22 protein-coding genes are annotated in these 23,080 nt (G+C 59.6%); 15 read left to right on the top strand and 7 right to left on the bottom strand.

Translation table 11 applies throughout. The annotated features are described in order from the left end of the window. The first annotated feature begins 269 nt into the window (after positions 1–269). The 9 genes from uvrD to BFQ03_RS00435 all read left to right on the top strand — a co-directional run bounded on the left by uvrD (position 270) and on the right by BFQ03_RS00435 (position 12,287). Positions 270–2,453 (top strand): DNA helicase II, encoded by a 2,184-nt coding sequence (gene uvrD / locus BFQ03_RS00475; protein ID WP_032856689.1) that lies wholly within the window; start codon positions 270–272, stop codon positions 2,451–2,453. 244 nt (positions 2,454–2,697) lie between these two features. Beyond that, positions 2,698–3,570, top strand: coding sequence for a Tim44 domain-containing protein (locus tag BFQ03_RS00470; protein WP_032856687.1), 873 nt, complete (start codon positions 2,698–2,700; stop codon positions 3,568–3,570). A 186-nt stretch (positions 3,571–3,756) separates the two neighbouring features. Continuing rightward, the gene (locus BFQ03_RS00465) at positions 3,757–4,254 is read left to right on the top strand and encodes an RNA polymerase sigma factor (protein ID WP_032856686.1); all 498 of its coding nucleotides are present in this window, start codon (positions 3,757–3,759) and stop codon (positions 4,252–4,254) included. Between the two features lie 43 nt (positions 4,255–4,297). After that, positions 4,298–5,278 carry a FecR family protein gene (locus BFQ03_RS00460; protein ID WP_239695215.1) on the top strand — a complete coding sequence of 327 codons (981 nt, stop codon included), beginning with the start codon at positions 4,298–4,300 and terminating at the stop codon, positions 5,276–5,278. 121 nt (positions 5,279–5,399) lie between these two features. Next, entirely contained in the window at positions 5,400–8,513 is a 3,114-nt protein-coding gene (locus BFQ03_RS00455) for a TonB-dependent receptor domain-containing protein (protein WP_032856684.1), read from the top strand. A 37-nt stretch (positions 8,514–8,550) separates the two neighbouring features. Then, complete coding sequence (locus tag BFQ03_RS00450; protein ID WP_032856682.1) at positions 8,551–9,300, top strand: Slam-dependent surface lipoprotein; 750 nt, start codon at positions 8,551–8,553, stop codon at positions 9,298–9,300. A 128-nt stretch (positions 9,301–9,428) separates the two neighbouring features. Then, on the top strand, positions 9,429–10,187 hold the full coding sequence (locus BFQ03_RS00445; RefSeq protein ID WP_032856681.1) for a Slam-dependent surface lipoprotein: 759 nt from the start codon (positions 9,429–9,431) through the stop codon (positions 10,185–10,187). 159 nt (positions 10,188–10,346) lie between these two features. Further along, complete coding sequence (locus BFQ03_RS00440; protein ID WP_032856679.1) at positions 10,347–11,780, top strand: surface lipoprotein assembly modifier; 1,434 nt, start codon at positions 10,347–10,349, stop codon at positions 11,778–11,780. A gap of 99 nt (positions 11,781–11,879) precedes the next feature. Next, positions 11,880–12,287, top strand: coding sequence for an SMI1/KNR4 family protein (locus BFQ03_RS00435; protein WP_029290059.1), 408 nt, complete (start codon positions 11,880–11,882; stop codon positions 12,285–12,287). Here BFQ03_RS00435 and BFQ03_RS00430 read toward each other — a convergent pair whose 3' ends face one another. Continuing rightward, on the bottom strand, positions 12,288–14,051 hold the full coding sequence (locus tag BFQ03_RS00430) for a cation:proton antiporter (protein ID WP_032856677.1): 1,764 nt from the start codon (positions 14,049–14,051) through the stop codon (positions 12,288–12,290). A 292-nt stretch (positions 14,052–14,343) separates the two neighbouring features. Between BFQ03_RS00430 and BFQ03_RS00425 the strand changes: the two genes are divergently transcribed. Then, positions 14,344–14,829: an acyl-CoA thioesterase gene (locus BFQ03_RS00425; RefSeq protein WP_032856676.1), complete on the top strand. Its 486-nt coding sequence runs from the start codon at positions 14,344–14,346 to the stop codon at positions 14,827–14,829. A 68-nt stretch (positions 14,830–14,897) separates the two neighbouring features. Here BFQ03_RS00425 and pdxY read toward each other — a convergent pair whose 3' ends face one another. Next, entirely contained in the window at positions 14,898–15,770 is an 873-nt protein-coding gene (gene pdxY / locus BFQ03_RS00420; protein WP_032856675.1) for a pyridoxal kinase PdxY, read from the bottom strand. A 116-nt stretch (positions 15,771–15,886) separates the two neighbouring features. Here pdxY and BFQ03_RS00415 point away from each other — a divergent pair, with 116 nt between their 5' ends. Continuing rightward, positions 15,887–16,279, top strand: a complete 393-nt coding sequence (locus BFQ03_RS00415) for a DUF3301 domain-containing protein (RefSeq protein ID WP_032856673.1) — start codon at positions 15,887–15,889, stop codon at positions 16,277–16,279. On the opposite strand, the gene BFQ03_RS00410 is transcribed toward BFQ03_RS00415, so the two are convergent. The 4 genes from BFQ03_RS00410 to dksA are packed head-to-tail and all read right to left on the bottom strand — an operon-like array spanning position 16,273 to position 19,564. Next, on the bottom strand, positions 16,273–17,235 hold the full coding sequence (locus BFQ03_RS00410) for a CobW family GTP-binding protein (protein ID WP_065942320.1): 963 nt from the start codon (positions 17,233–17,235) through the stop codon (positions 16,273–16,275). The two genes, BFQ03_RS00415 and BFQ03_RS00410, sit on opposite strands and share 7 nt — an antisense overlap. A 45-nt stretch (positions 17,236–17,280) precedes the next feature. Continuing rightward, entirely contained in the window at positions 17,281–17,925 is a 645-nt protein-coding gene (locus BFQ03_RS00405; protein ID WP_029290068.1) for a DUF1826 domain-containing protein, read from the bottom strand. Beyond that, positions 17,925–19,133, bottom strand: coding sequence for a zinc metallochaperone GTPase ZigA (zigA, locus tag BFQ03_RS00400; RefSeq protein WP_032856669.1), 1,209 nt, complete (start codon positions 19,131–19,133; stop codon positions 17,925–17,927). The genes BFQ03_RS00405 and zigA overlap by 1 nt, the downstream gene beginning before the upstream one ends. A 26-nt stretch (positions 19,134–19,159) precedes the next feature. Next, positions 19,160–19,564, bottom strand: a complete 405-nt coding sequence (dksA, locus tag BFQ03_RS00395; protein WP_032856668.1) for an RNA polymerase-binding protein DksA — start codon at positions 19,562–19,564, stop codon at positions 19,160–19,162. Between the two features lie 126 nt (positions 19,565–19,690). Here dksA and BFQ03_RS00390 point away from each other — a divergent pair, with 126 nt between their 5' ends. Continuing rightward, a complete protein-coding gene (locus BFQ03_RS00390; protein WP_032856666.1) occupies positions 19,691–20,059 on the top strand; it encodes a hypothetical protein in 369 nt (122 codons plus the stop codon). Here BFQ03_RS00390 and BFQ03_RS00385 read toward each other — a convergent pair. Further along, positions 20,056–21,231, bottom strand: a complete 1,176-nt coding sequence (locus tag BFQ03_RS00385; protein ID WP_032856664.1) for an N-acetylmuramoyl-L-alanine amidase — start codon at positions 21,229–21,231, stop codon at positions 20,056–20,058. The genes BFQ03_RS00390 and BFQ03_RS00385 overlap by 4 nt on opposite strands. A gap of 81 nt (positions 21,232–21,312) precedes the next feature. Here BFQ03_RS00385 and folE2 point away from each other — a divergent pair, with 81 nt between their 5' ends. The 3 genes from folE2 to BFQ03_RS00370 all read left to right on the top strand — a co-directional run. After that, positions 21,313–22,209 carry a GTP cyclohydrolase FolE2 gene (folE2, locus tag BFQ03_RS00380; protein WP_032856663.1) on the top strand — a complete coding sequence of 299 codons (897 nt, stop codon included), beginning with the start codon at positions 21,313–21,315 and terminating at the stop codon, positions 22,207–22,209. After that, positions 22,206–22,874, top strand: coding sequence for a metal ABC transporter ATP-binding protein (locus BFQ03_RS00375; RefSeq protein WP_032856981.1), 669 nt, complete (start codon positions 22,206–22,208; stop codon positions 22,872–22,874). The genes folE2 and BFQ03_RS00375 overlap by 4 nt, the downstream gene beginning before the upstream one ends. Further along, on the top strand, positions 22,874–23,080 hold a 207-nt coding region (locus BFQ03_RS00370), incomplete at its 3' end, for a metal ABC transporter permease (protein ID WP_175403867.1). The genes BFQ03_RS00375 and BFQ03_RS00370, both read left to right, overlap by 1 nt.

Here is a 23,080-nt window from a genome sequence, read left to right as displayed (position 1 = left end):
CTTATAATGGTGAGCCCGAAACGTCGACGGAGCATACACAAGCAGGCCGGCAGACCAAACTGCTCTGGATCATAAAATTCTGCGAATAAACCCGCGCAAACCTTTGGCCCAGAGGGGCTGAACAAGACGGGACGCGGGCTGCAGGCGATGACTTACCAGTCATCACGGCGACGCGATTATTTGCCGATTGAAGATCACCGGCGGTTTTTTGTGCCGACCACCCGGCAATGGGATTTGCCCCCCTTCCCCCGGCACCCTAGAATGCGCCGATGCGCGATGATCTCTCCCTTTTGCTGAACTCCCTCAACGATGCCCAACGCCAGGCCGTAGCAGCCCCCGTTGGCCGTCAGTTGGTCCTGGCCGGTGCTGGCTCCGGTAAAACCCGAGTGCTGGTGCACCGTATCGCCTGGTTGATCCAGGTCGAGAACGCGTCCCCGCATTCCATCCTGTCGGTGACCTTCACCAACAAGGCCGCTGCCGAGATGCGCCACCGCATCGAGCAGTTGATGGGCATCAGCCCGGCCGGCATGTGGGTTGGCACCTTCCACGGCCTGGCGCACCGCTTGTTGCGGGCCCACTGGCAGGAAGCAGGCCTGGCCCAGAGCTTCCAGATTCTTGACAGCGATGACCAGCAACGCCTGGTCAAGCGGGTGATCCGCGAGCTGGGCCTGGATGAACAACGCTGGCCGGTGCGCCAGGCCCAGTGGTTCATCAATGGCCAGAAAGACGAAGGCCTGCGCCCGCAACATATCCAGGCCAGCGGCGATCTGTTCCTGGCCACCATGCGCAGCATTTATGAAGCCTACGAAGTGGCCTGCCAGCGTGCCGGCGTCATCGACTTCTCCGAATTGCTGCTGCGGGCCCTCGACCTGTGGCGCGACAACCCCGGTTTGCTGGCGCATTACCAGAAGCGCTTCCGGCACATTCTGGTGGACGAGTTCCAGGACACCAACGCCGTGCAGTACGCCTGGTTGCGCCTGCTGGCCAAGGGCGGCGACAGCTTGATGGTGGTGGGCGACGACGACCAGTCGATCTACGGCTGGCGCGGCGCGAAAATCGAGAACATCTACCAGTATTCCGACGACTTCCCGGACGCCGAGACCATTCGCCTGGAGCAGAACTATCGCTCCACCGCCGGGATCCTCAAGGCCGCCAACGCCTTGATCGCCAATAACACCGGGCGCCTGGGCAAGGAACTGTGGACCGACGGCGGCGAAGGCGAGGCGATCAACCTCTACGCAGCCTTCAACGAACACGACGAAGCGCGCTACGTGGTGGAAACCATTGAAAGCGCCCTGAAAACCGGGCTGGCCCGCAGCGACATCGCCATTCTGTATCGCTCCAACGCCCAATCGCGGGTGCTGGAAGAAGCCTTGCTGCGCGAACGTATCCCATACCGCATCTATGGCGGCCAGCGCTTCTTCGAACGTGCGGAAATCAAAAACGCCATGGCCTACCTGCGCCTGCTGGAAGGTCGCGGCAACGATGCGGCGCTGGAGCGGGTGATCAACGTACCGGCGCGGGGTATTGGCGAGAAAACCGTCGAGGCGATCCGCGAACACGCGCGTCACAGCGATGTGTCGATGTGGGAGGCGATGCGCCTGCTGATCGTCAATAAAGGCCTGACAGGTCGCGCTGCCGGGGCGTTGGGTGGGTTTGTCGAGTTGATCGACAACCTCGCCGCCAAGTGCCTGGAAATGCCGCTGCACCTGATGACCCAGACCGTGATCGAACAGTCTGGCCTGATCGCTTATCACGAAGCGGAAAAAGGCGAGAAAGGCCAGGCCCGGGTAGAAAACCTTGAGGAACTGGTCAGCGCCGCCCGGGCTTTCGAGAACAGCGAGGAAGATGCCGACCTGTCGCCATTGGCGGCGTTCCTCGGCCATGCATCGCTGGAAGCCGGCGATACCCAGGCCGACGAGCACGAAGACAGCGTGCAATTGATGACGCTGCACAGTGCCAAGGGCCTGGAATTCCCCTACGTGTTCCTGGTGGGCATGGAAGAAGGCCTGTTCCCGCACAAGATGAGCCTGGAAGAGCCCGGCCGCCTTGAGGAGGAACGCCGCCTGGCCTACGTGGGCATCACCCGGGCCATGCAGAACCTGGTGATGACCTACGCCGAGACACGTCGTCTGTACGGCAGCGAGACCTACAACAAGGTGTCGCGCTTCGTACGAGAAGTGCCGAAAGGGCTGATTCAGGAAGTGCGCTTGTCCAATAGCGTCAGCCGGCCGTTTGGCGGTGGCCAGCAGCAGAATTCCAGCAACATGTTTGCCGGCTCGGAAATTCCCGAAACCCCGTTCAGCCTGGGCCAGTTGGTCAAGCATGCGATCTTTGGCGAGGGTGTGATCCTCAACTTCGAAGGCGCCGGGGCCCAGGCCCGGGTGCAGGTGAACTTCGCCGAAGGCAGCAAGTGGCTGATGATGGGCTACGCCAAGCTCGAAGCGGTCTAAAGCCTGCCCTGCGTAGGAGCGAGCTTGCTCGCGAAGATCGTCAACGATCACGCGGGCATCCTGGATGAGCGTGGTGTCTTGGAGTTTTTCGCGAGCAAGCTCGCTCCTACACAGGGCACGGATACACCCTACAGAGCATTCGGATTAGGCCTTACGCAAAAGCCCGAAACATTATGTCGCTAGCCACTGTCAGTACACCTGTGCAACATGGCGCGCGTGCAATCCACAAATGGGAATTCCCTTTATGAAACGTTTTCTTAGCATCGCCATGGCGTTGTGCATCGGCCTGACGATGAGCCTCGACGCCAACGCCAAACGCTTCGGTGGCGGTAAAAGCTCCGGCGCAGCGCCGAGCCACCAGACCAGCCAAATGGCCCCAGCCGCTGGCGGCATGGGTGGAGCGGCTGCCACCGCAGGTGCAGCCGGTGCCGCGGGCGCTGCTGCCAAGGCCGGCGGTGCTTCGCGCTGGTTGGGCCCTCTGGCCGGTATCGCTGCCGGTGGCCTGCTCGCCTCCATGTTCATGGGCGGCGGCTTCCAGGGCATGCAGATCTTCGACATCCTGATCATGGCCGTCATCGCCTTTGTGATCTTCCGCTTTATCGCCGCCCGTCGTCGCAAGCAACAGGAGCACCTGGCTCCAGCTGGCGCGCCAATGCAGCGTGAAGTGTTCGAGCAGAAGCCGGCCATGGGTTCGATCTTCGGCGGCTCGGCGGCACCTGCGGCTGCGCGTCCGGTGATCAATGCGCCAGCCTGGTTCAACGAAGAGCGTTTCGTCGAAGCGGCCCGCAACCACTTCCAGTCCCTGCAGCAACACTGGGACGCCAACGAAATGGACAAGATCGCCGAGTTCGTGACCCCGCAACTGCTGGAGTTCCTCAAGCGCGAACGTGCCGAGTTGGGCGACGCTTTCCAGTCGACCTACATCGACGACCTGCGCGTGCAACTGGAAGGTGTGGATGACCGCGCCGACAAGACCATCGCCACCCTGACCTTCAGCGGTGTGTCGAAGACCTCGCGCTTCGACCAGGGCGAAGTGTTCAGCGAAAGCTGGAACATGGAACGTCCGCAAGGCGAAAACCAGCCTTGGCTGGTAGCCGGTATCCGCCAGAACGGCTGATCCGCAAAGGCGCATAGCCTGCTGTAACAAACACCCCGGTCGAGTGCAGTGCTCCAAAGAGCCTGCACCACCGGGGTGTTTTTTTGCCTGTGGAAAACTCAGTGAGGAGTTTTACTGGATTAATGAGAACGACTCTCATTATACTCGCCCTCCCCCGGTTCTGCCCGTGCATAGGAAAGTGCCGCCGTGCTGGAAAAACTGTTCACTCAACACGCCCCTGCGTTGCATCGATATCTGTTGCGCAAGAAGTGCTCCCCCAGCCTGGCCTCGGACCTGGTGCAGGACACATTTTTGCGCATCGCCCAGCTGGAGAGCCTGGAGCGCGTGCTCTGCGCGCCGTCCTATCTGTTTCGGGTAGCGCACAACCTGATGATCGACCATCACCGGCGCTTTGGTGAAAAGCGCTACGAAAACGACTCCACGGCCTTTTTCGCCACCCTGGTCGATGAAACCAGTTGCCCTGAAGAACAGGCACTCGGCGCACTCGAACTGGAGCACCTGGAAAGCCTGCTTGAACGCATGCCTGCCCGTACCCGCGACGTATTTATGCTCTGTCGCGTCGAGGGCATGACGCACAAAGAGACCGCGCGCTATTTACGGATATCCACAAGCTCTGTACAAAAACACATGGCAATGGCCCTGGCCAGGATTGGCCGGGCGCTAGAGCCAGACCAAGAGGGCTGAGCCTTGTGTATGACAAAGAGCCAAAAGGTAAATAGACCGAACCGTGAACGCCTCCCCACAGACTATCGACCCGGTAGAGCGCAAAGCTGCCGACTGGGTGATGCGCCATCGCCAAGGACAGCTTTCGGCACGTGAACTTGAGGCTTTTGCGCGTTGGCTGGCTGCCGACCCATTGCACGCGGCTGCCGTTGAGCGCGCCAATCGTGCCTGGCAGGCCACGGCATCGCTCAAGCAACGCCCCGGTTATGTAAAACCCCAGCGCCCGCCGCGCTCGGCCTGGCTACGCATGCCAATCATCAGTGGAGGCGCGGCGACGGCCTTCGCCCTCGGCTGCTGGATGCTGCTGGCGCCGCCTTTTTGGGCACAAGCCCTGACCAGCGACTACCACACCGGTTTTGGCGAAGTACGCCAGATCACCCTGGCCGACGGCAGCCAGGTGCAGTTGGGTAGCCACAGTATTCTCAACCTGGCCTACGACGATCAGACCCGGCGCGTGCGCTTGAGTCAGGGCGAAGCCGTGTTCACACCTGCGCCGATGAATGAACAGGAGCGACGCCCCTTCACCGTCCAGGCACCCGGCGCCGATATCACGGCACGCGGCACCCGCTATCTGGTGGGTATCGGCAAGGATCGCGAAGGCTGGGTAGGCGTATTGCAGCACCGGGTCGAGGTCAATCTGACCGATCACGGGCGCGATGAGGCCGCCGGCTCGGCATTGCTTGAACAGGGCAACAGCCTGCGCTTCAGCCCAAAATCTGGGCTTGTACCGCTGAACACCAGCCCTGAGGAGCTGGCCAGTTGGCAGGAAGGACGACTGGTATTCCAGCGTGAATCCCTGGCCGACGCCGCAGCCCGCATCAACCGCTATCGACCTGGGCTGGTACTGGTCAAAGGTGAGGCACTGCGCAACGTCAAAATCAGTGCAGTGATGCGCCTGGATAACCTCGACGAGGCGCTCAAGCACCTGGTGGCGCAAGTTCATGGGCGTATTGTCGAGCTGCCTAGGCTGACACTGATCTACTGATCGATCTTAAAAAATCAAATAAAAAATCATATTCATAGATCATAACGATCTATCGCGTTTTTGCAGCTGAGCCGTTTCTACTACATGTGAATAAATCTTATTTACTTTAGTGAGGCCGGTTTTGCAGACGCACGAGAACAACAAAAAGCGCCAGGCAACAAAACGTACCCGACTGAGCCTGGGGATTCAGTTGGCCGTCATTGCGCTGGTCGCCGATGCCACGACTATCAGCCCGGTACTGGCAGCCCCGGCCGTCAGTGCAACACACGCCCCGGCCACTGATGTGCACAATTTCGATGTGCCGACCCTGGCCCTGGATCAAGCCCTGGTGCTGCTGGCGCGCCAGGCCGGTGTCGAGCTGTACCTGGGCAGCAACGACTTCACCAACAGCTACGGCAACCCGGTCAAGGGTCGCCTGTCCCTGGACGCAGCGCTGCAAACATTGCTGGCCAATCAAGGTGTCACCTACAGCCTCAGCGGCCCGTCCGACCGCCCGATCATCCAGGTGCAGCCCGGGCCGAACTCGGCCGGCATCCTGCCTGGCGACCTGCATCCCACCTACGTGCTTGGCATGGAGGGCAAACAGTCGCGCGATGAAAAAGGCTACAACGACGTCTACGACCAGGACATCTCCACGGTCTATGCCGGCAAGGAGCAGATCGAGCGCTACAAAGGCGCAGCCCCCGCCGATATGTTCAAGGGCATGCTTAACGTCTACAGCGGCGATTCGCGTAACAGCGGCGCGCTGGACCCGAACATCCGCGGCATCCAGGGCCCGGGGCGCGTGCCGCTGACCATCGACGGCACCGAGCAGGCACTGACGGTGTATCGCGGCTATATGGGCGCCAACAACCGCAACTACATCGACCCCAACCTGATCGGCAGCATCAAGGTGCTCAAAGGCCCGAACCTGGAGCGCAACGTCTATAGCGGCGTCGGTGGTGCGGTGGTAGCCAGCACCCTTAACGTCGATGACATTCTCAAGCAAGACCAGGAGTTCGGTGGCGAACTCAAGATGGAAGGCAGCAACAATTCGGTTTCACCCAAGCTGCCAACGCTGATGACCGGGCAGATGCCCAGCCCTGACCATATCTATTATCCCGTCCACTCGTACTACGATCCATCGCTGTACAAACACCCGCGCACAAGCAGTAGCAACAACCTGTTGTCCAGTGACGACTCTGCCTATCGCCTGGCCCTGGGCACGCGCCAGGAAAAATTCGAACTGCTCGCTGCCTACGCCTTCCGGGAAAAGGGCAACCACTACGCTGGCAAGAACAAAAGCGACTTTTACGCGACCGGTAAGCAGATCAACGGCCAATTTGATTACATCCCCAACCTGGCCAATATCTACAAGCCAGGCGATGAAGTGCCCAATACCTCCAGCAAGATGGAGTCTTGGTTGGCCAAGGCCAAACTCAAGATCGATGAAGGCCAATCCCTGGAGTTCGGCTACCGCGACACGGATGCGCTATATGGCGAAATCATGCCATCGCGCATCTCGTTCTTCAGGCCCCAGGACCGATATGACGCAGCCACCTACGGCGTACCGCAGTGGCCCTTGAGCCATGTACAAAGCAAAGCCTATAACCTGGAATACAACCTCAAGCCCGAAGATAACCCGTGGGTAGATTTCTATTCCAACCTGTGGGCAACCAACACCCGCAGTGATACCTACAGCAGCGGTGGTGTCCCCAATGCCAGCACCATAGACGACCCGGTGTACAGGAACACCGCACTGGCCAATGCCCAGCACGACCGCACCGGCTTGATTGCGAGCAACAAATTCAAGTTGCTCGACAGCCTCGACCTGACTCTTGGCGGCAGTTATCAACATGAAAAACTGGGGTCGAACGACAACTACTACGATCCCATCATCAGCGATACCTTGCGCATGTACCCCCGGGCCGGGCGCCGTGAGGAAAAGGAATACAACTTCAACTTCGATTGGCGCCCTGTCAGCTTTGCCCGATTCAACGCCGGAATGCGTTATTCATCTTACTGGGCGTTTGATGACTATTTGAAAAGTGAACAAGACAAGACCGGCATAACGTCAAAACCCGTAGAAACCGGGCGAAAAGTCACTTATACCACTCAAAAAACCCTGACAGACACTGAGTGGCAAACCGATATTGACCGGAAAATTGCCTTCGAAAAAATCTTCTGGGACATGTTTGACACCCCTGAATCAGATCGTCAGGAATTAACAGAACTTATTAAAAACAATACGCCGCGCGTCCAAAACACCGAGCATACGGTGAACTGGGAACATGATGGCAAAGGTCGTTATTCGCGCGATAACAATCCGTGTATCAACGGTGCTGCTGGAGAAAATATGATCCAGTGCACTGCATCGGTGGGCGAAATCTATGAGCAAAAAGATATCAAGGCCAAACACCAGAAAGACAGCGGCTGGGCGCCAAACTTATCTGCCACGTTCTACACCTCGGAAAATGGCCGAGTCTACCTTCGCTACAGTGAGGCCATCCGTTACCCGAGCATGTTTGAAAGCACTATAGGCTTCTCGTCATCTACCAACCCTTGGGGACTTGAGCCCGAACACGCCTACAACTACGAAGCCGCCTACATCCATAACCTCGCCGGCTGGGGTGGCAGTGAACATGCGGATATCAAGCTGACCTATTACCACAACACTATCAAGAACGTGATCGAACGCAGCCCCGAACTGCGCTTTAGTAACCTGGAAAAACAAACCACCTCCGGCGTCGAGTTTCAAGGGCGCTACGACAGCGGGCGTTTTTTCACCGATGTAAGCCTTGCCCATGTATTGAAAAACAAAGTCTGTGACGAGACTTCGGCGATGTTGATCAGCTACGACGGCAGTACCCCCAATTGCGTGGATGATGGTTTTGTAGGCGGTTATCTGGTGAGCATGTCGCAGCCGGAGTGGTCAGCCAACCTAGGCCTGGGTGCGCGATTCTTTGATCGAAAGCTGGAAGTGGGCGGACGCGCGATTTATTACCGCCAACACCAAAGTAAGTTCTATAGCAACTATGCAAACAGCGCCATGGTCAGTTACTACATCAATACGCCCATGTCGTGGGACGACATTGTCACTTATGACGCCTACGTCAACTACAAGCTGACCGATGATGCCTCCCTTGAGTTGACCGGTACTAACTTGAGTAACCTCTACTACATCGATCCCCTGACGCGTTCCGCAATGCCCGCTCCCGGTCGAACCCTGAAGCTTGCATTTACCACAAACTTTTGAAGTTTCAAAACATTCATCGAATTCAAGGAGCGATAAAATGAAAGTCATCACCCGTGCCTTTTTGGCGCTTACCGCCTTTAGTCTGGCTGGTATCGTTCAAGCGGGGAACGCCTCGGGGCAAAGCTACATTAATTATTTCGTTGCAGGCTCCACGTATAACTCTGGATTACCCGAGTATCCCAGTGTGCCAGGCCAACCGGGTCTGAAACTTACCAACTTCCATAGCGGTATAACGCTCGCCTTCAATGCACTAAAAGGCTATGCACGCCCTGATAGCAGCGGCGTTTACAGCCTGGCCTACTTGCCGCCGCCTGCGATGGGTCACTTCGACTTCAAAGACGTTGCCGGGCAAGAGGTTTACTACGGCGAATGGTCAAATAACGGCACCCACAACGACCCAACACGGGTCGTGTATTACTCCGGCGACACGGCAGGCCGTGTATTGCCCACGGCCACCGTGACCTATGCCGTCCAGGGTATCAGCAACTACTCGGGCGCCAATCTACTACAGGGTGAGCTGTTCGCAAGCTTCGGCACTGCCACCCCCAAACTGGTGGGCACATTGAGCAATAGCAGCCTGAGCATCCAGTTGGCGGCACCTATCAACACCACTGACGCCAACTTCAATGGCGTTGCGGCAGCACGCAATACCATCGACGGCAAGCTGCTTTCGACCGGCAACACCCAGGGCAGCTTCTATGGAGCAGGCGCCAACGCCTCGCTGGCCGGTATCGCCAAGTTCGCGAATCGTGATTACGACACGGCGTTCGGTGGGGTTGTTAAGTAACAGCCGCTTCTTATCTGAATCGTTTTTCCACAACTTTAAACTTGCGAGGTGAGCCATGGGAGGCTGAAGAAGCAATCGGCAACTGCTTGACGTGTTGACTTAATTTAAATCACTCAATGGATCATGAAATGAAAACTTTAAACTACACAGTACTGGCAATCGCTCTTCTTGGTCTGACTGGGGTTGCCCAGGCAGATTCTGCTTCCGGTCAAAGTTACACCGGTGCCATTGTCGTTGGCGGTACTGGCGCTTCGTCGCCTAACCACCCTAGCTCCCCAGGGGTGCCAGCTGTTGGCGTCGTGGCCTTCTACGGCGGTGCAAAAGTACCGTTCAGTGGCTTGAAAGGCATGGTTGCCACCGATGGCAATGGGGTCACCACTATTACCCCCGCCATGATGCCAGCCTCCCACGCCGCCCTGGGCAACTTCGACTTCAAACAAGTCGCCAACCAGCAGGTGTACTACGGCGAATGGTCGCAAAACGGCACCAACAACGACCCGACTCGCGTCGTGTACTACTCCGGCGACACCGCCGGCCGCGTACTGCCAACAGCCAACGTGACCTATGCCGTACAGGGCATCAACAACTACTCCGGGGCTAACGTGCTGTCCGGCGACCTGACCGCCTCGTTCGGCAACGCTGCACCCACCTTGACCGGCTCGCTGAGCAACAGCGCGCTGAAAGTTCAAGTCACCGCCGCCATCGACACCGCCACCGCAGGCTTCGCCGGTACTGCCCAAGCGCGTAATACCGCAACCAACGCACTGCTTTCGTCGGGCACCTCGCAAGGCAGCTTCTTCGGCGCAGGCTCTACCGCGTCGCTGGCCGGTATCGCCAAGTTCTCCGATCGCAACTACGACACCGCCTTCGGTGGCGTCGCCAAGTAATCGCCGGTTGAACCTGTTGTAGCACCACCCAAGCAAGTGCCTGCCCCCAGGCACTTGTTTTTGGCGTTTTGAAGCGATCCCGAGAGCCCAGTAATGCCCCAGCCCTACTGCAAACGATCCCCTGCGCTCCACGCTTTACCCTTTTCCCTGCTGCTGTTAATGGCCCCTGCGGTATTTGCTGCCGACCAGGACACCAGCCTGCGCCTGAACCAGACCATCGAGTACCGCGCCAACCAGCAAGAGCGCGAGTTGCTCAAGGATGAACTGCCCAGCGACGGCGCCGCGCCACTGTTGAACATCGATGGCCAGGACTACACCGTCGGCAACAACCTGGATGAGTTGGGCCGTGCGGTGTACGTGTCCCTCTCGCGCCAGAACTGGCCACAGGCCAGGGACTATCTCAAACGCTACACCGCCCTGCCCGGCCACGACCCGATGCTCACCGCCTATGCCAAGGGCGGCCTGGCCCGCGCCGATGGCGATCTGGAACAGGCCGAAGATTATTACCGGCAGTTGCTGGCGATACAGTCCGACTTCCTGCCGGGCCGCCTGGAGCTGGCGCGGGTGCTGTTCGAGAACCGCAAGGATGGCGAGTCCAACGCCGTATTCCAGCAGATCAGCAGCGGCCTCAGCCCCGCCGACGCGCAGGCCATGGGCCTGGGCAAGACCGTCGACAGTTTCAAGCAGGCCCTGGATCACCGTGAAGACTGGCAAGGCTCCTTCGCCATCGGCCCGACCTGGGGCAAAAACCTCAATCAGTCACCCGAAAGCACGGTGACGTATCGCTACGTCACTGCCGAAGAAACCATTCTGGTCCAACGCTCGCTGCCCAAGGCCGTGTCTGCCCACGGCGCGGATTACGAGGCCACGCTCAACAAACGCATCGCCCTCAGCGGCCATCACGGGGTATTCATGCGCTCGCTGTTGTACGGCCAGGCGTATGAAAAAGAGAGCAAGTACAACGAAGGCACAGTGATCAACAATGCCGGCTACAGCTACCACGATGCCAAGAACCAGTACTCCTTCGGGCCGTCGTATGAGTTCAACACCATTGCCGACAACGCCATGTACAGCGCCTGGGGGCTGCGGGGCGAATGGATCCACACGTTATCGGCCACGCGCATGTTCAAGCTCGAAGGCGAATACAAGGACATGGCCTACAAGCACGACCTCAATACCAACCTCGACGGCGGCATCAGTTCGGTCTACGCCACCCTATGGCAGGCACTGCCCCAGCGCTGGACGCTGTTCGGCGGCGTGGACCTGAGCCAGCGCAACGCCCAGGACCGTACCCAGGCTTACCTGCAAAAAGGTGTGCGGCTGGGCGTCGCCAAGGATTTCGAGGTGGGTGTCAGCGCCGTGCTGTTCGCGTCATACCGCAAGCGCCAATACGATGCCTACAGCGCGATTGTTGATGACCGTCGCAGCGACGATGAACAAGGCTACACGTTTATCCTGCGCGCCCCACGCCTGGCGGTGATGGATGTGGTGCCCAGTCTGACAGTCAAGTACAACAAGGTCGTAAGCAATGTCGACTGGCTTTATTCCTACGACAAAAACAGCATCAGCCTAAAGCTGGAAAAGCAGTTTTAACCGTCTTCACCGGGTTTTCTATTTCGCGGTTGCACTTATAGCGAGCTACTGTATAAAACGCCCCTATAAACCGCGCCATCTAGCATGAGGATCCCGGCCGTGGAAGAAGTTATCGAACAATTGCGTGAAGCCAACGAACCGGTACCGGTTCCTCTGGAACTGCCCGACGAAGACCAGTTGGTGGAAGTCGAAGAACAGCTGTTTATCAACATCCCGTTTGTGTTCAAGGAATTCCTGCTGACCGTCAGCGATGTGGTGTATGGCAGCCTGGAGCCGGTGACCATCACCGACCCACAGTCCCACACCTATCTGCCGGAAGTCGCAGCCAATGCCTGGGATATCGGCGTGCCTCGCGAGCTGATCCCGATCTGCCAGGACGGTGACGATTACTACTGCGTCGAGGAAGACGGCACGGTCGTGCTGTGGTCCGGCGAAGAAGAGCTGGTCACCGAAGAGTCCTGGGAATCGGTGTGGCACTGGGCGCGGGACGTCTGGCTGGAAAGCTGATCAGTGTTCGTGGGTGTCCTTGTGGTTATCCAGGGTTTCCAGCAAGGCCACCTGCATGCGCGTATGTATGCGGATAAACCAGCGCCAGAGCACCGCTGCGACTGCGGCGGTCACCACCGCAATCAACACCAGCAACTTGTTGGTCGGCAAAATACTGGCCGACAAGGCTGCCAATAGCAGGAAAATCACCAGCAGCGAAAGGATCGGGATCAACTCGGCAATCACCCGTCGCACACGCTGGGTATGGCGCCCGGCCATTTCCGGCTTCACGCTCATCTCCGCCAGCAGCATCGACAGCGCCTTGAGCTTGCGATACGCGGCAATCAAGAATGGCAGCGACAACAACAATGCGCCGCCCCAGATCAATGCCTTTTGCCAGCTCGGATCACTGATCCAGCCTTGCAGATACCCGCCTATACGCGCCGCGAAGAAACTGCCGGTAAAGAAAATTGCGACCACCAGCGCCAGGTTCACCCCCACCTGCAGGATGATCTTGCGGATCATCGACGCCAGCATTGCGCCTTCGCCCTGGGGTTGAATGCTGCGCAGCCATTCGCCATACAGGCCAAACACCCGGCTCAGGCGCTGCGGCATCACCGCTGCAATCTTCAACGACAGAGGATCGGCACCACGAATCAGGTACGGCGTCAGCAGCGTAGTAATCGCAGAAACCGCCACCGCCACCGGGTAGAGAAAGTCGCTGGTGACCTGCAACGTCATCCCCAGCGCCGCAATGATGAAAGAAAACTCGCCAATCTGTGACAGCCCCATCCCTACCCGCAACGAGGTGCGGCCGTCGTTACCAGCGATAAACGCGCCAAGGCCACAGGACAACATCTTGCCCAGCACCACCGCCACGGTAATCACCGCGATCGGCCAGGCGTATTGCAGCAGGATCTGCGGGTCGATCATCAAGCCGATGGCGACAAAGAAAATCGCACTGAACATGTCGCGAACCGGCTCGATCAGACGCTCGATTTTCAGCAACTGCCGGGATTCGGCCATGATCGCGCCGATCAGGAAGGCCCCCAGCACCATGCTGTATTCGAGCTTGACCACCAACAGGCAAAACCCGAAACACAGGCCCAGGACGGTAATCAGCAGCATCTCGTTGCTTTCGAATTTGGCCACGTAGGCCAGCAGCCGCGGCACCAGCAAAATGCCGATCACCAGCGCCACAATCATGAACAGCGAGAGCTTGCCGACGGTGGAAAACACTTCGCCGGAGCTGACTGTACCGCTGACGGCGATGCTCGACAGCAAGGCAATGATGCCGATACCCAGGATGTCTTCGACGATCAGCACGCCAAAGATCAGTTGGGCAAAGCGCTGGTTTTTCATCTTCAGGTCGTTGAGCGCCTTGACGATGATGGTGGTCGAGGAAATCGCCAGGATCGCGCCGAGGAACAGCGAGTCCATGGTGTTCCAATCGAACCATTGGCCAATTTCGTAGCCAATCCAGATCATCAGGATGATTTCGAGGAAGGCTGCGATAAACGCCGTGGCGCCCACCTTGAACAGCTTGCGCAGGCTGAACTCCAGGCCCAGGCAGAACATCAGGAAGATCACCCCCAGCTCGGCCAGGGTCTTGATCGTGTCTTCGTCGTGGATCAGCCCGAATGGCGGAGTGTGCGGGCCGATGATGAAGCCAGCGACGATGTACCCCAGGACCACTGGCTGCTTGAGGCGATGGAACAGGATGGTCACCACCCCTGCCACGAGCATGATCACGGCCAAGTCCTGGATAAAGCTGATGGCGTGCATGGCGAGGGGCTCCTTGAGGGTACTGGCACTTTCCCAAGTTCCACGCAGCCACCACAACGGCTCGTAATGTGCGGAAGGAAAAGTCTGCCTTAATCGTAAGAAATGCCCTTGAACTAGGCTTTTGAAGGGTAACACCGCGACTTCCGGCAGAAAGCCGGTGCAATATATGGAAACAGATCGCTCCCGGCGTGACGGCAAGCCCCGTCCCGGCGTCCCGTAAGGGATGGCGCTGTAATGATTCCAGCATCCGCAGAGGTGCCCCCCAACCAATGCCTACAACCGTGAGTGTGCTATGGAACCCGGAAACGCCCAGCTGTCGATGACGGTATTGATGACCCCTGACATGGCCAACTTCTCAGGCAATGTCCACGGCGGCACCCTGCTCAAGTACCTCGACGAAGTGGCCTACGCCTGCGCCAGCCGTTATGCCGGCCGCTACGTAGTCACACTGTCGGTGGACCAGGTGATTTTTCGCGAGCCGATCCATGTCGGCGAGTTGGTGACGTTCCTGGCGTCGGTCAACTACACCGGCAACACGTCGATGGAAGTGGGGATCAAGGTCGTCACCGAGAACATCCGCGAGCGCTCGGTACGCCATACCAACAGCTGCTTTTTTACCATGGTCGCTGTCGACGACGACCGCAAACCGGCCGCCGTGCCCGCGTTGCAGCCACAGAACAGTGAAGACAAGCGCCGGTTTATCCAGGGCAAGCAGCGTCGCCAGGTTCGCCAGGAGCTGGAGAAGCGCTACCAGGAAATCAAGGCCGACGCCCTCTGATCCCAAACTGTAAACCCAACCCTAATGTGGGAGCGGGCTTGCCCGCTCCCACATTAGGGTTGGTGGTGTTACAGGCTGATCGGCGTGGCTTCGAAGCGCACGCGCGGGTGGGCGATGCGGTCCTGGGCTCGTACCAACTCCAACTCGTAACTGGCGCACGCCTGGGTTTCCAGCAGCACTTCATGCACAGCCGCCGCAGTGAACTCGAAGGCCGCCAGCAGGCTGTCGCCCAGCAGCACCCGCGCCAGGAACAAACCTGAGGTCAAGTCGCCCACGCCCACCGGCTGGCGCGGGAATGCCAACAGCGGCCGGCGCAGGTGCCAGCTGCCTTCGGCAGTCACCAACAACATCTCGAAACCGTCCGCCAGCTTGCCCGGATAGTCCAGGTGCTTGACCAGCACCGCTTTGGGGCCGCGCGCCAGCAGCGCTCGCGCCATGCCCAGGCAATCGAACAGCGACTGCGGCTTGCGCCCCGAGAAGCTGTCCAGTTCCAGTTGGTTGGGGCACAGGAAGTCGGCCATGGCGACGGCTTCGTCCAGCAAAAAATCACTGACTTCCTGCGGCACGATGCAGCCTTTTTCCGGGTGGCCCATCACCGGGTCGCACAGGTACAGCGCCTTGGGGTTGATCGCCTTGATCCGCGCCACACCGGTCAGGATCGCCCGGCCCTGGGCGGCGCTGCCCAGGTAGCCAGACAGCACCGCGTCGCAGTTACCCAGCTCGCCAATCGCCGCGATCCCTTCTACCAACGCAGGAATTTGCTGCGGCGCCAACACTTCTCCCGCCCACTGGCCATACTGGGTATGGTTGGAGAACTGCACGGTGTTGAGCGGCCAGACATTCACCCCCACCCGCTGCATGGGAAACACGGCGGCGCTGTTGCCGGCATGGCCGAAGACCACATGGGACTGGATCGCAAGCAGATGAGGCGTACGTTTCATGCAGGGGATTTCCGTAAAACCGTTAAATTCTGGCCGCGCAGTATGCGACTAAAAGCAGCCTGTACGACAGACCGGAGACACAGTTAAGCTGGCCTTACTTTGTTGGAGCAAATCGCATGCTGACCCTGGGAAATATCTTTGTGCTGATGCTGCTGGCGGCGGCTGCCGCTTGGGTGTGGCACAACCACGGCCTGCGCGAGCGCGCGCTGGAGAGGGTCAAGCAGCATTGCGCCAAGCTCGACATCGAGCTGCTCGACGGCGCCGTGGCCTTGAAACGCATCGGTTTCGTCAAGGACGCCAACGGCCGTCGGCGTTTGGCGCGGGTCTACAACTTTGAGTTCACCGTGACCGGCGAAGCACGCCATCCCGGTACCATCACCCAGTTTGGTGCCCACAGTGCGCAGATCGAACTGGCGCCCTATCCGTTTGAAATAAAGACGCCGCCGCCCACTGCCGAAGTGATTGAACTGAGCCAGTGGCGCCAGGAGCACAGCAAGACCCGTCACTGACGGCAATTGGCCAAGGCTGCTTGCAGCATAGCCACGTCCTGTTCCTCGCTGAAAATCAGCTCGATACGTGAGTCCCGCCGCCATTCGCTGGGCTGCCAGGTGAGCGTGGTGTTATCCACAGCGTTGGCCGAGACCCAGCCACCGACACTGTGGATAACCAGTTTGGCGCGCTGCCAGTCCAAACTTTCCAGCCATTGCCGGACCTTGCTGGTGTCGAACTGCTGGCTCTGATGCCAGCGCCAACCGATGCTCCACGCACCTGCCTGGGCCTGATGCAGGCAAATCGGCACGCACGGATCGCTCCAGACAGCCGGGATCTGCCCCAGCCCCTTGGGTGTTTCGAAGTTATCCACAACCGCCCCAGCCTGAGCATCGAGCCCCGGCAGCCGGGCCAATGGCAGTTGCGCCTGTCGGGTCCAGAAAATCTCGCAAGCCGGCAGCGCCCTTTCAATCTCGCCGCGCTGTACGGCGTCCAGCCCTTCATCCTTGTTCAGCACCAGCAACCCGGCACTGACCAGCGCCTCACGCTGGGCCTCGGGCAATGACCTGCCCGCCGCCAGCGCCTGGGCGTCGAGTACCAGCACACAAGGCTGGACGGCCAGCACGGTGTGCCAGGGCGCCTGGCGCAACTGCTGGAGCAATTGCGCCGGATGGCCAAGCCCCGAGGGCTCGATAAACAACCGGTCGGGCTTGGCCTTACGCAACAAACGACCCAGGCCTACCTGGAACGGTGCGCCATTCACACAACACAAGCAGCCACCAGCCACTTCGCCCAAGGCAATACCATCGTCATCCAGGGTCAGCAGCGCGGCATCCAGGCCAATCTGCCCGAACTCATTGATCAACACTGCCCAGCGTTCGTGGGGCGGGCGCTGGGCGAGCAGGTGCTTGATCAGGCTGGTCTTGCCGGCGCCCAAAGGCCCGGCAATCACATGAGTGGGAATATTTTGCAGCATGCTGGACATTATTCTGACCGTGTAGAGAGGCTTGATCCTACCCGGTTATGCCAACCAATCCAGCGTCAGAATCAGCCGTCGCTCGTTGGCGGCCAGCGCCGGCGAGCGATGAATCAAGCCGTAGCCTTCATTACCGCGCCACTTTTCGCCTTTGAGCAGGGCAACCTCACCACAGTGGATCTGCTCGATGCGCTCGCTGGGTTCCGCGTCTGCCTGGCTCAACTGGCGGCGGTCCATCACCCCTTCGCGCAGCCACTGACTGCCGATGCCGGCGTAGGTGGTGATCAAGCGCACCGGCACATGATCGACATGAAAACGCGGGCACATGGCCTTATCCAGCAGCCTCAGCCGCACGCCGATGCGCTTGGCCCCCAACAGGCAGGCAAAGGCGCTGACCAGCCACGCCACATCGGCGATAAACCCGTCGTAGCCTTCCAGATCACGACAGCCTGCGGCCAGGCCCAGCAAGTTGGGCTCAGCCTCTTCGCTGTCCAACTCCACCACCAGCGACTCGGCAAGCGGCTCGTTCAGCGAGACCAGCAAGGCGCCAAACTCGGCAATATGCAGCGGCAACTGGCGCTGCCACAGCGCCAGGTTCACACCGTTGTCCAGGATGTCGGCGAGGGCCAGCGGGGTTTCCCCACGGGTCTGGCGAATCACCGGGCGCAGTTGAATCACAGGTGCCAGCATCAGGCGGCTGCCTCCTCGTACCAAGGGCCAAAAGGGTCGACCATATGGCGCCAACCTTCGACGCCCAGGGCCATTTCTTCATCGGTCAGCAGGCACGCGTCCAGCTCAACACGCAGTTGCGCAAAATCGATGTTCTGCCCGATAAACACCAGTTCCTGGCGGCAATCGCCAGTACTCAACTGCCAGTTGCCCATGATCGCCGCAACGCTTTCCTGGTCCTCAGGCCATTGGCTCTTGGGCACGAAGCGCCACCAGCGACCGGCAAAACCATGGCGCATCAAGCCGCCGGCCTGGGACCAACTGCCGGCGTCGCGGTGCTTGCTGGCCAGCCAGAAAAACCCCTTGGAGCGCAGCAGTTTGCCGTTGGTCCACGGGCGGTCGATAAAGTCGAAAAACCGTTGCGGGTGGAATGGCCGACGCGCCCGATAGGCCGTGGAGGCAATGCCATATTCCTCGGTCTCCGGCACATGTTCACCGCGCAACTCTTGCAACCAGCCCGGCGCCTGGGCCGCGCGCTCGAAGTCGAAACGCCCGGTGTTGAGGATCTCGGCCAACGGCACTTCGCCCATGACCATGGGAATGATGCGCGCCTGGGCATTCAGGCGCTCAAGGATGGCCACCAGTTCTTCACGTTCGTGGCTGCTGATCAGGTCGATCTTGCTGATCAGGATGACGTCGGCAAACTCGATCTGTTCGATCAGCAAGTCAGTGATAGAACGCTCGTCCTCCTCACCCAGGGTTTCGCCACGGGACGCCAGGCTTTCGGCCGCCTGGTAATCGAGCAGGAAGTTCATGCCGTCGACCACCGTAACCATGGTGTCCAGGCGCGCAATATCCGCCAGGCTCTGACCGTTTTCATCGCGAAAGGTGAAGGTTTCGGCCACTGGCAGCGGCTCGGAAATGCCGGTGGACTCAATCAACAAGTAATCGAACCGGCCATCCCTGGCGAGCTTTGTGACCTCAATCAGTAAGTCTTCACGCAAGGTGCAGCAGATGCAGCCGTTGCTCATCTCGACCAGTTTTTCTTCCGAGCGGTTGAGGCTGACGTCGCGCTGGACCTCGCCACCATCAATGTTGATCTCGCTCATGTCGTTGACGATCACCGCCACCCGCAGGTTCTCGCGGTTGCGCAGGACGTAATTGAGCAGGGTGCTTTTGCCGGCGCCGAGAAATCCGGACAGCACGGTAACGGGTAGACGGTCGGTCATCAGGTGTTCCTCATCAGGGTGGCCGGTCAAATCGCCCGTTGATGGCGTTCGCGCAGCTCTTCACGTTCTTTGGCTTCGATACACAGGGTCGCTGTAGGCCGCAGCAACAGGCGCTTGAGGCCAATCGGCTCGCCCGTTTCGCGGCACCAGCCGTATTCACCGCGGGCCAGGAGCTCCAGGGCTTCGTCGATCTTGTCCAACAGCTTCTTTTCTCGCTCCAGCAGGCGCAGTTGCCATTGGCGCTGTTCTTCGGCGCTGCCGACATCGGCGGGGTCGCTGTTGGGTTCCTGCTCGCGCAGCACCATGAACTCGGCGTCGATGCGCGCTTGCAAGTCAGCGCGCTGGGCCAGCAGTAACTGGCGGAAAAAGGTTTGCTGGGGCTCGCTCATGTAATCGGCGGGCGATTGGGCAAGCAGGTCTTGTTCAGTCATCAGGTCGGTTCACGGGTCAGGCTTCGCTTTAATGTTATAGTATAACAATGCAAATAAGCTAATCCCCGCTTGCCTGACGCGACGAAGGGCGCAATCCTTGAGCCCGTCCATGCCCCGAGAAGCCTTATGAAATACCTGTTGTGCGGCATGTTGCTGCTGGTCGCGAACCAGGTCAGCGCGCAAGTGCCGAGCCAATTGGCCACCTGCACCCGCAGCGCCACCCTGTTGGCCTGCGTCGATGCCCAGGGCAACGCGTACAGCGTCGCCACCGTGGGCAGCACCACCTATTTGCGCGGGTTCGAGGTGATCGGCAAGCGCTACTGGGCCCAGACCAACAGCCGTTATGGCCAGTTGACGTTTTTTACCGGGCTGGCCTCCGATGGTGAGGCATGGGTTGGCTACACGCAGCGCGTGGGCTGGACCACGATCAACCGGTTTTCCAGCTCCGGCGGCGCCAGCGCCAAGTTCACGTGTAGCCGCATCACCGGCTGCTAGGCCTGGCCGTTCTTCTGCTGCTGGGCCCAGGCCATGTAACTGTTGATCGGTGGGTTTTTCTGGAAGTAGCGCTGCAACCCTTCAAACAGGCCATCCGCGATTGCCTGTTGATGACGCGCAGTGACCAGCCGCTGGCTGTCACGGACATTGGAGATAAAGCCGGTTTCCACCAGGATCGACGGCACGTCCGGCGACTTGAGAACCGCGAACCCCGCCTGCTCCACACGCTTTTGATGCAACGTGGTGATGCCCGCCAGGCTGCCCAGTACGGTATTGCCCAGTTGCAGGCTGGCGGCCAGGGTGGCACTCATCGACATATCGAGGATGACCCCGGCGAGCATCGGGTCCTTGTCCTTGAGGTTGAGCAGGCTGGTGGCGCCCAACAGGTCGGCGCCGTTTTCCCGCTGCGCCATGAAGCGCGCCGTTGCCGACGTGGCACCGCCTTCGGACAAGGCATACACCGAAGCCCCCGACGCCGTCAGCCGTGGCGCCGCATCTGCGTGAACCGAGATAAACATATCGGCCTTGTAGCGCCGGGCGATCTCCACCCGTTTGCGCAGCGGTACGAAGAAATCATCGTTGCGTACCAGCTTTACGGTAAAGCCCTTCTCGCGCTTGAGCCGCTTGGCCAGCAACTGGGAGATGGCCAGGACCACATCCTTTTCCCGCTCACCTTTGGCGCCAACAGCACCGGGGTCCTTGCCACCGTGGCCAGGGTCGACCACAACGATAATGTCGCGCTTCGGATGCGCTTTCTCCACCGACGCTTGGCGGGCGCTGCTGCTCAGGTCCAGCACCAGGCGATGCCCCTGCCCATCCTGCGGCGGCAGGACAAAGCTGTTGAGCTGCATCGGTTGGGCCAGGTCGAGGACGATTCGGGTGTCGCCCGTACCCTGGCGCCCGGAGCGAATCGCGGTAATGCCACTGTTGGCCAGTGCCAATTGGCTGAAATCACCGCTCAGGCCCGCGCCGCTCAAGTCGATGATCAGCCGCTCGGGCGCGCTCAGGGAAAAGGTCTTGTAGCTCACCGGGCCGCTGAGATCGAACACCAACCGCAGCTTGTCATTGGAACGCCACAGGCGCGCATTGCGGATCTGCGTCGCATGCAGCGCAAAAGGCAAAGTAAACACGGAGCTGGCCAGCAGCAGGCTAAGGAGTTGACGTCTGTGCATGACATTCACCGCAGAAAAATAATCGTCGACTGAATTGTTATACTATAACATGTCAGTTTATATCCAACGATGGACCTGCTTATGAATGCGCTGACTCTGCCGGATATCGCCGCGCAGGCTTCTCGCCAAGCCTTGCCACTCGACTGGGTGGGCATGTGTGGCATTGCCCTGCCCATCCTGATCGACGGCCAACGTTTGAGCGCCAAGGCCGATGCAGGAGTAAGCCTGGACGATGGCGAGGCGCGCGGCATTCATATGTCGCGCTTATACCTGGCGCTGGAAATGCTTGAGTCACAAGACCTGCAACCGGCGCTGCTGCGCCAGGTGCTACAGCGTTTTCTCGATAGCCATGAAGGCTTGTCGAACAGTGCGTACCTGCGGATTCATACCGACTTGTTGCTTAAACGTCCTGCGCTGGTCAGCCCATTAGCCGGTTGGAAGAGCTATCCGGTGAGCATCGAAGCACGCCTGGAAAAGCAGATGTTCCACGTGGAACTAAAAATTGACGTTAGTTATTCCTCAACCTGCCCGTGCTCGGCTGCCCTCGCCAGGCAGTTGATTCAGCAGCAATTTATCGATGACTTCGCTAACACGTCGTTGCAACACGAAGACGTGTTGGCCTGGCTTGGCAGCGCCAAAGGGATCATCGCCACACCGCACAGCCAGCGCAGCACTGCGCACTTGCGGGTTGATCTGCAACCTGGGCAACCCTCGCTGCCACTGACTGAGTTGATCGACCAGGCCGAAGCCGCCCTTGGCACAGCCGTACAAACCGCGGTCAAACGGGCCGATGAACAAGCCTTCGCCTTGGCCAACGGGCAGAACCTGATGTTCTGTGAAGACGCCGCCCGCCGCCTGAACCTGGCGCTGCAACGCTCGGACGCCGTGCAAGCCTTTCACCTCAAAGTCATCCACGCCGAAAGCTTGCACGCCCACGACGCCGTGGCCGAAAGCCGTTGGACGAGGGCTCGCGCGTGATCCGTTGCAATGCCTTGCGCTGGGGCGCTCCGGGCCAACCGCTGACACCGGCCATTGATATCGAACTGGACAAAGGCAGCCTGACCGGGGTGATCGGCGCAAACGGGTCGGGTAAAAGCAGTTTGTTGAAAGTCATCGCCGGCCTGCAGAAGCCCCTGGCGGGCAAGGTCACGTTGGACGTTCCACGGCGCGGCGGGCTGTCTTTCCTGCCACAGCAACAATATCTGGACCGGCAGTTTCCTATCAGCCTTCAAGAACTGGTGATTGCCGGTTTCTGGGCGACAAAACACTCCCCGCAACAACGCAGCCAACGTCTGCAAGCCGTGCTGGAGGACTGGTGCCTCAACGGCCTGGAACAGCGCCCCTTGATGGCCCTGTCCGGAGGTGAACTGCAACGCGCCCTACTCGCCCGCCTCAGCCTGGCCGAAGCGCCGGTGTTGTTGCTGGATGAGCCCCATGCCGCACTGGATGAACAAGGCCAGGCGCTGCTGTGGAAACATATCCACGCCTGGCATGCCGAAGGACGCACCTTGCTGGTGGTCTGCCATGACCTGGCCGCTGTCCGCCAACATCTGCCACAGGCGTTGCAGATCAAAAGCAGCGGTTGCGTGCTCGCGCCGAGCACCGCACTGATCCTGCAACAACCGCAGATGCAGGTCGCCTGATGCACCTCACCGCCCAACTGTGGATGCCCTTCAGCGACTTCGTGTTCATGCGCCGCGCCCTGCTCGGCGGCCTGCTGCTGGCCTGTAGCACCGCGCCGCTGGGGGTGTTCCTGATCCTGCGGCGCATGAGCCTGATCGGCGATGCGGTGGCCCACGGCATCCTGCCCGGCGCCGCACTGGGCTTCTGGTTTGCCGGCCTGAGCCTG

The sequence above is a fragment of the Pseudomonas sp. 25 R 14 genome (genome assembly GCF_900004755.1).
Taxonomy (GTDB): domain Bacteria; phylum Pseudomonadota; class Gammaproteobacteria; order Pseudomonadales; family Pseudomonadaceae; genus Aquipseudomonas; species Aquipseudomonas brenneri.
Note: the sequence above shows the minus strand (reverse complement) of the source record. Positions and strands in the feature narration are given on the sequence as shown.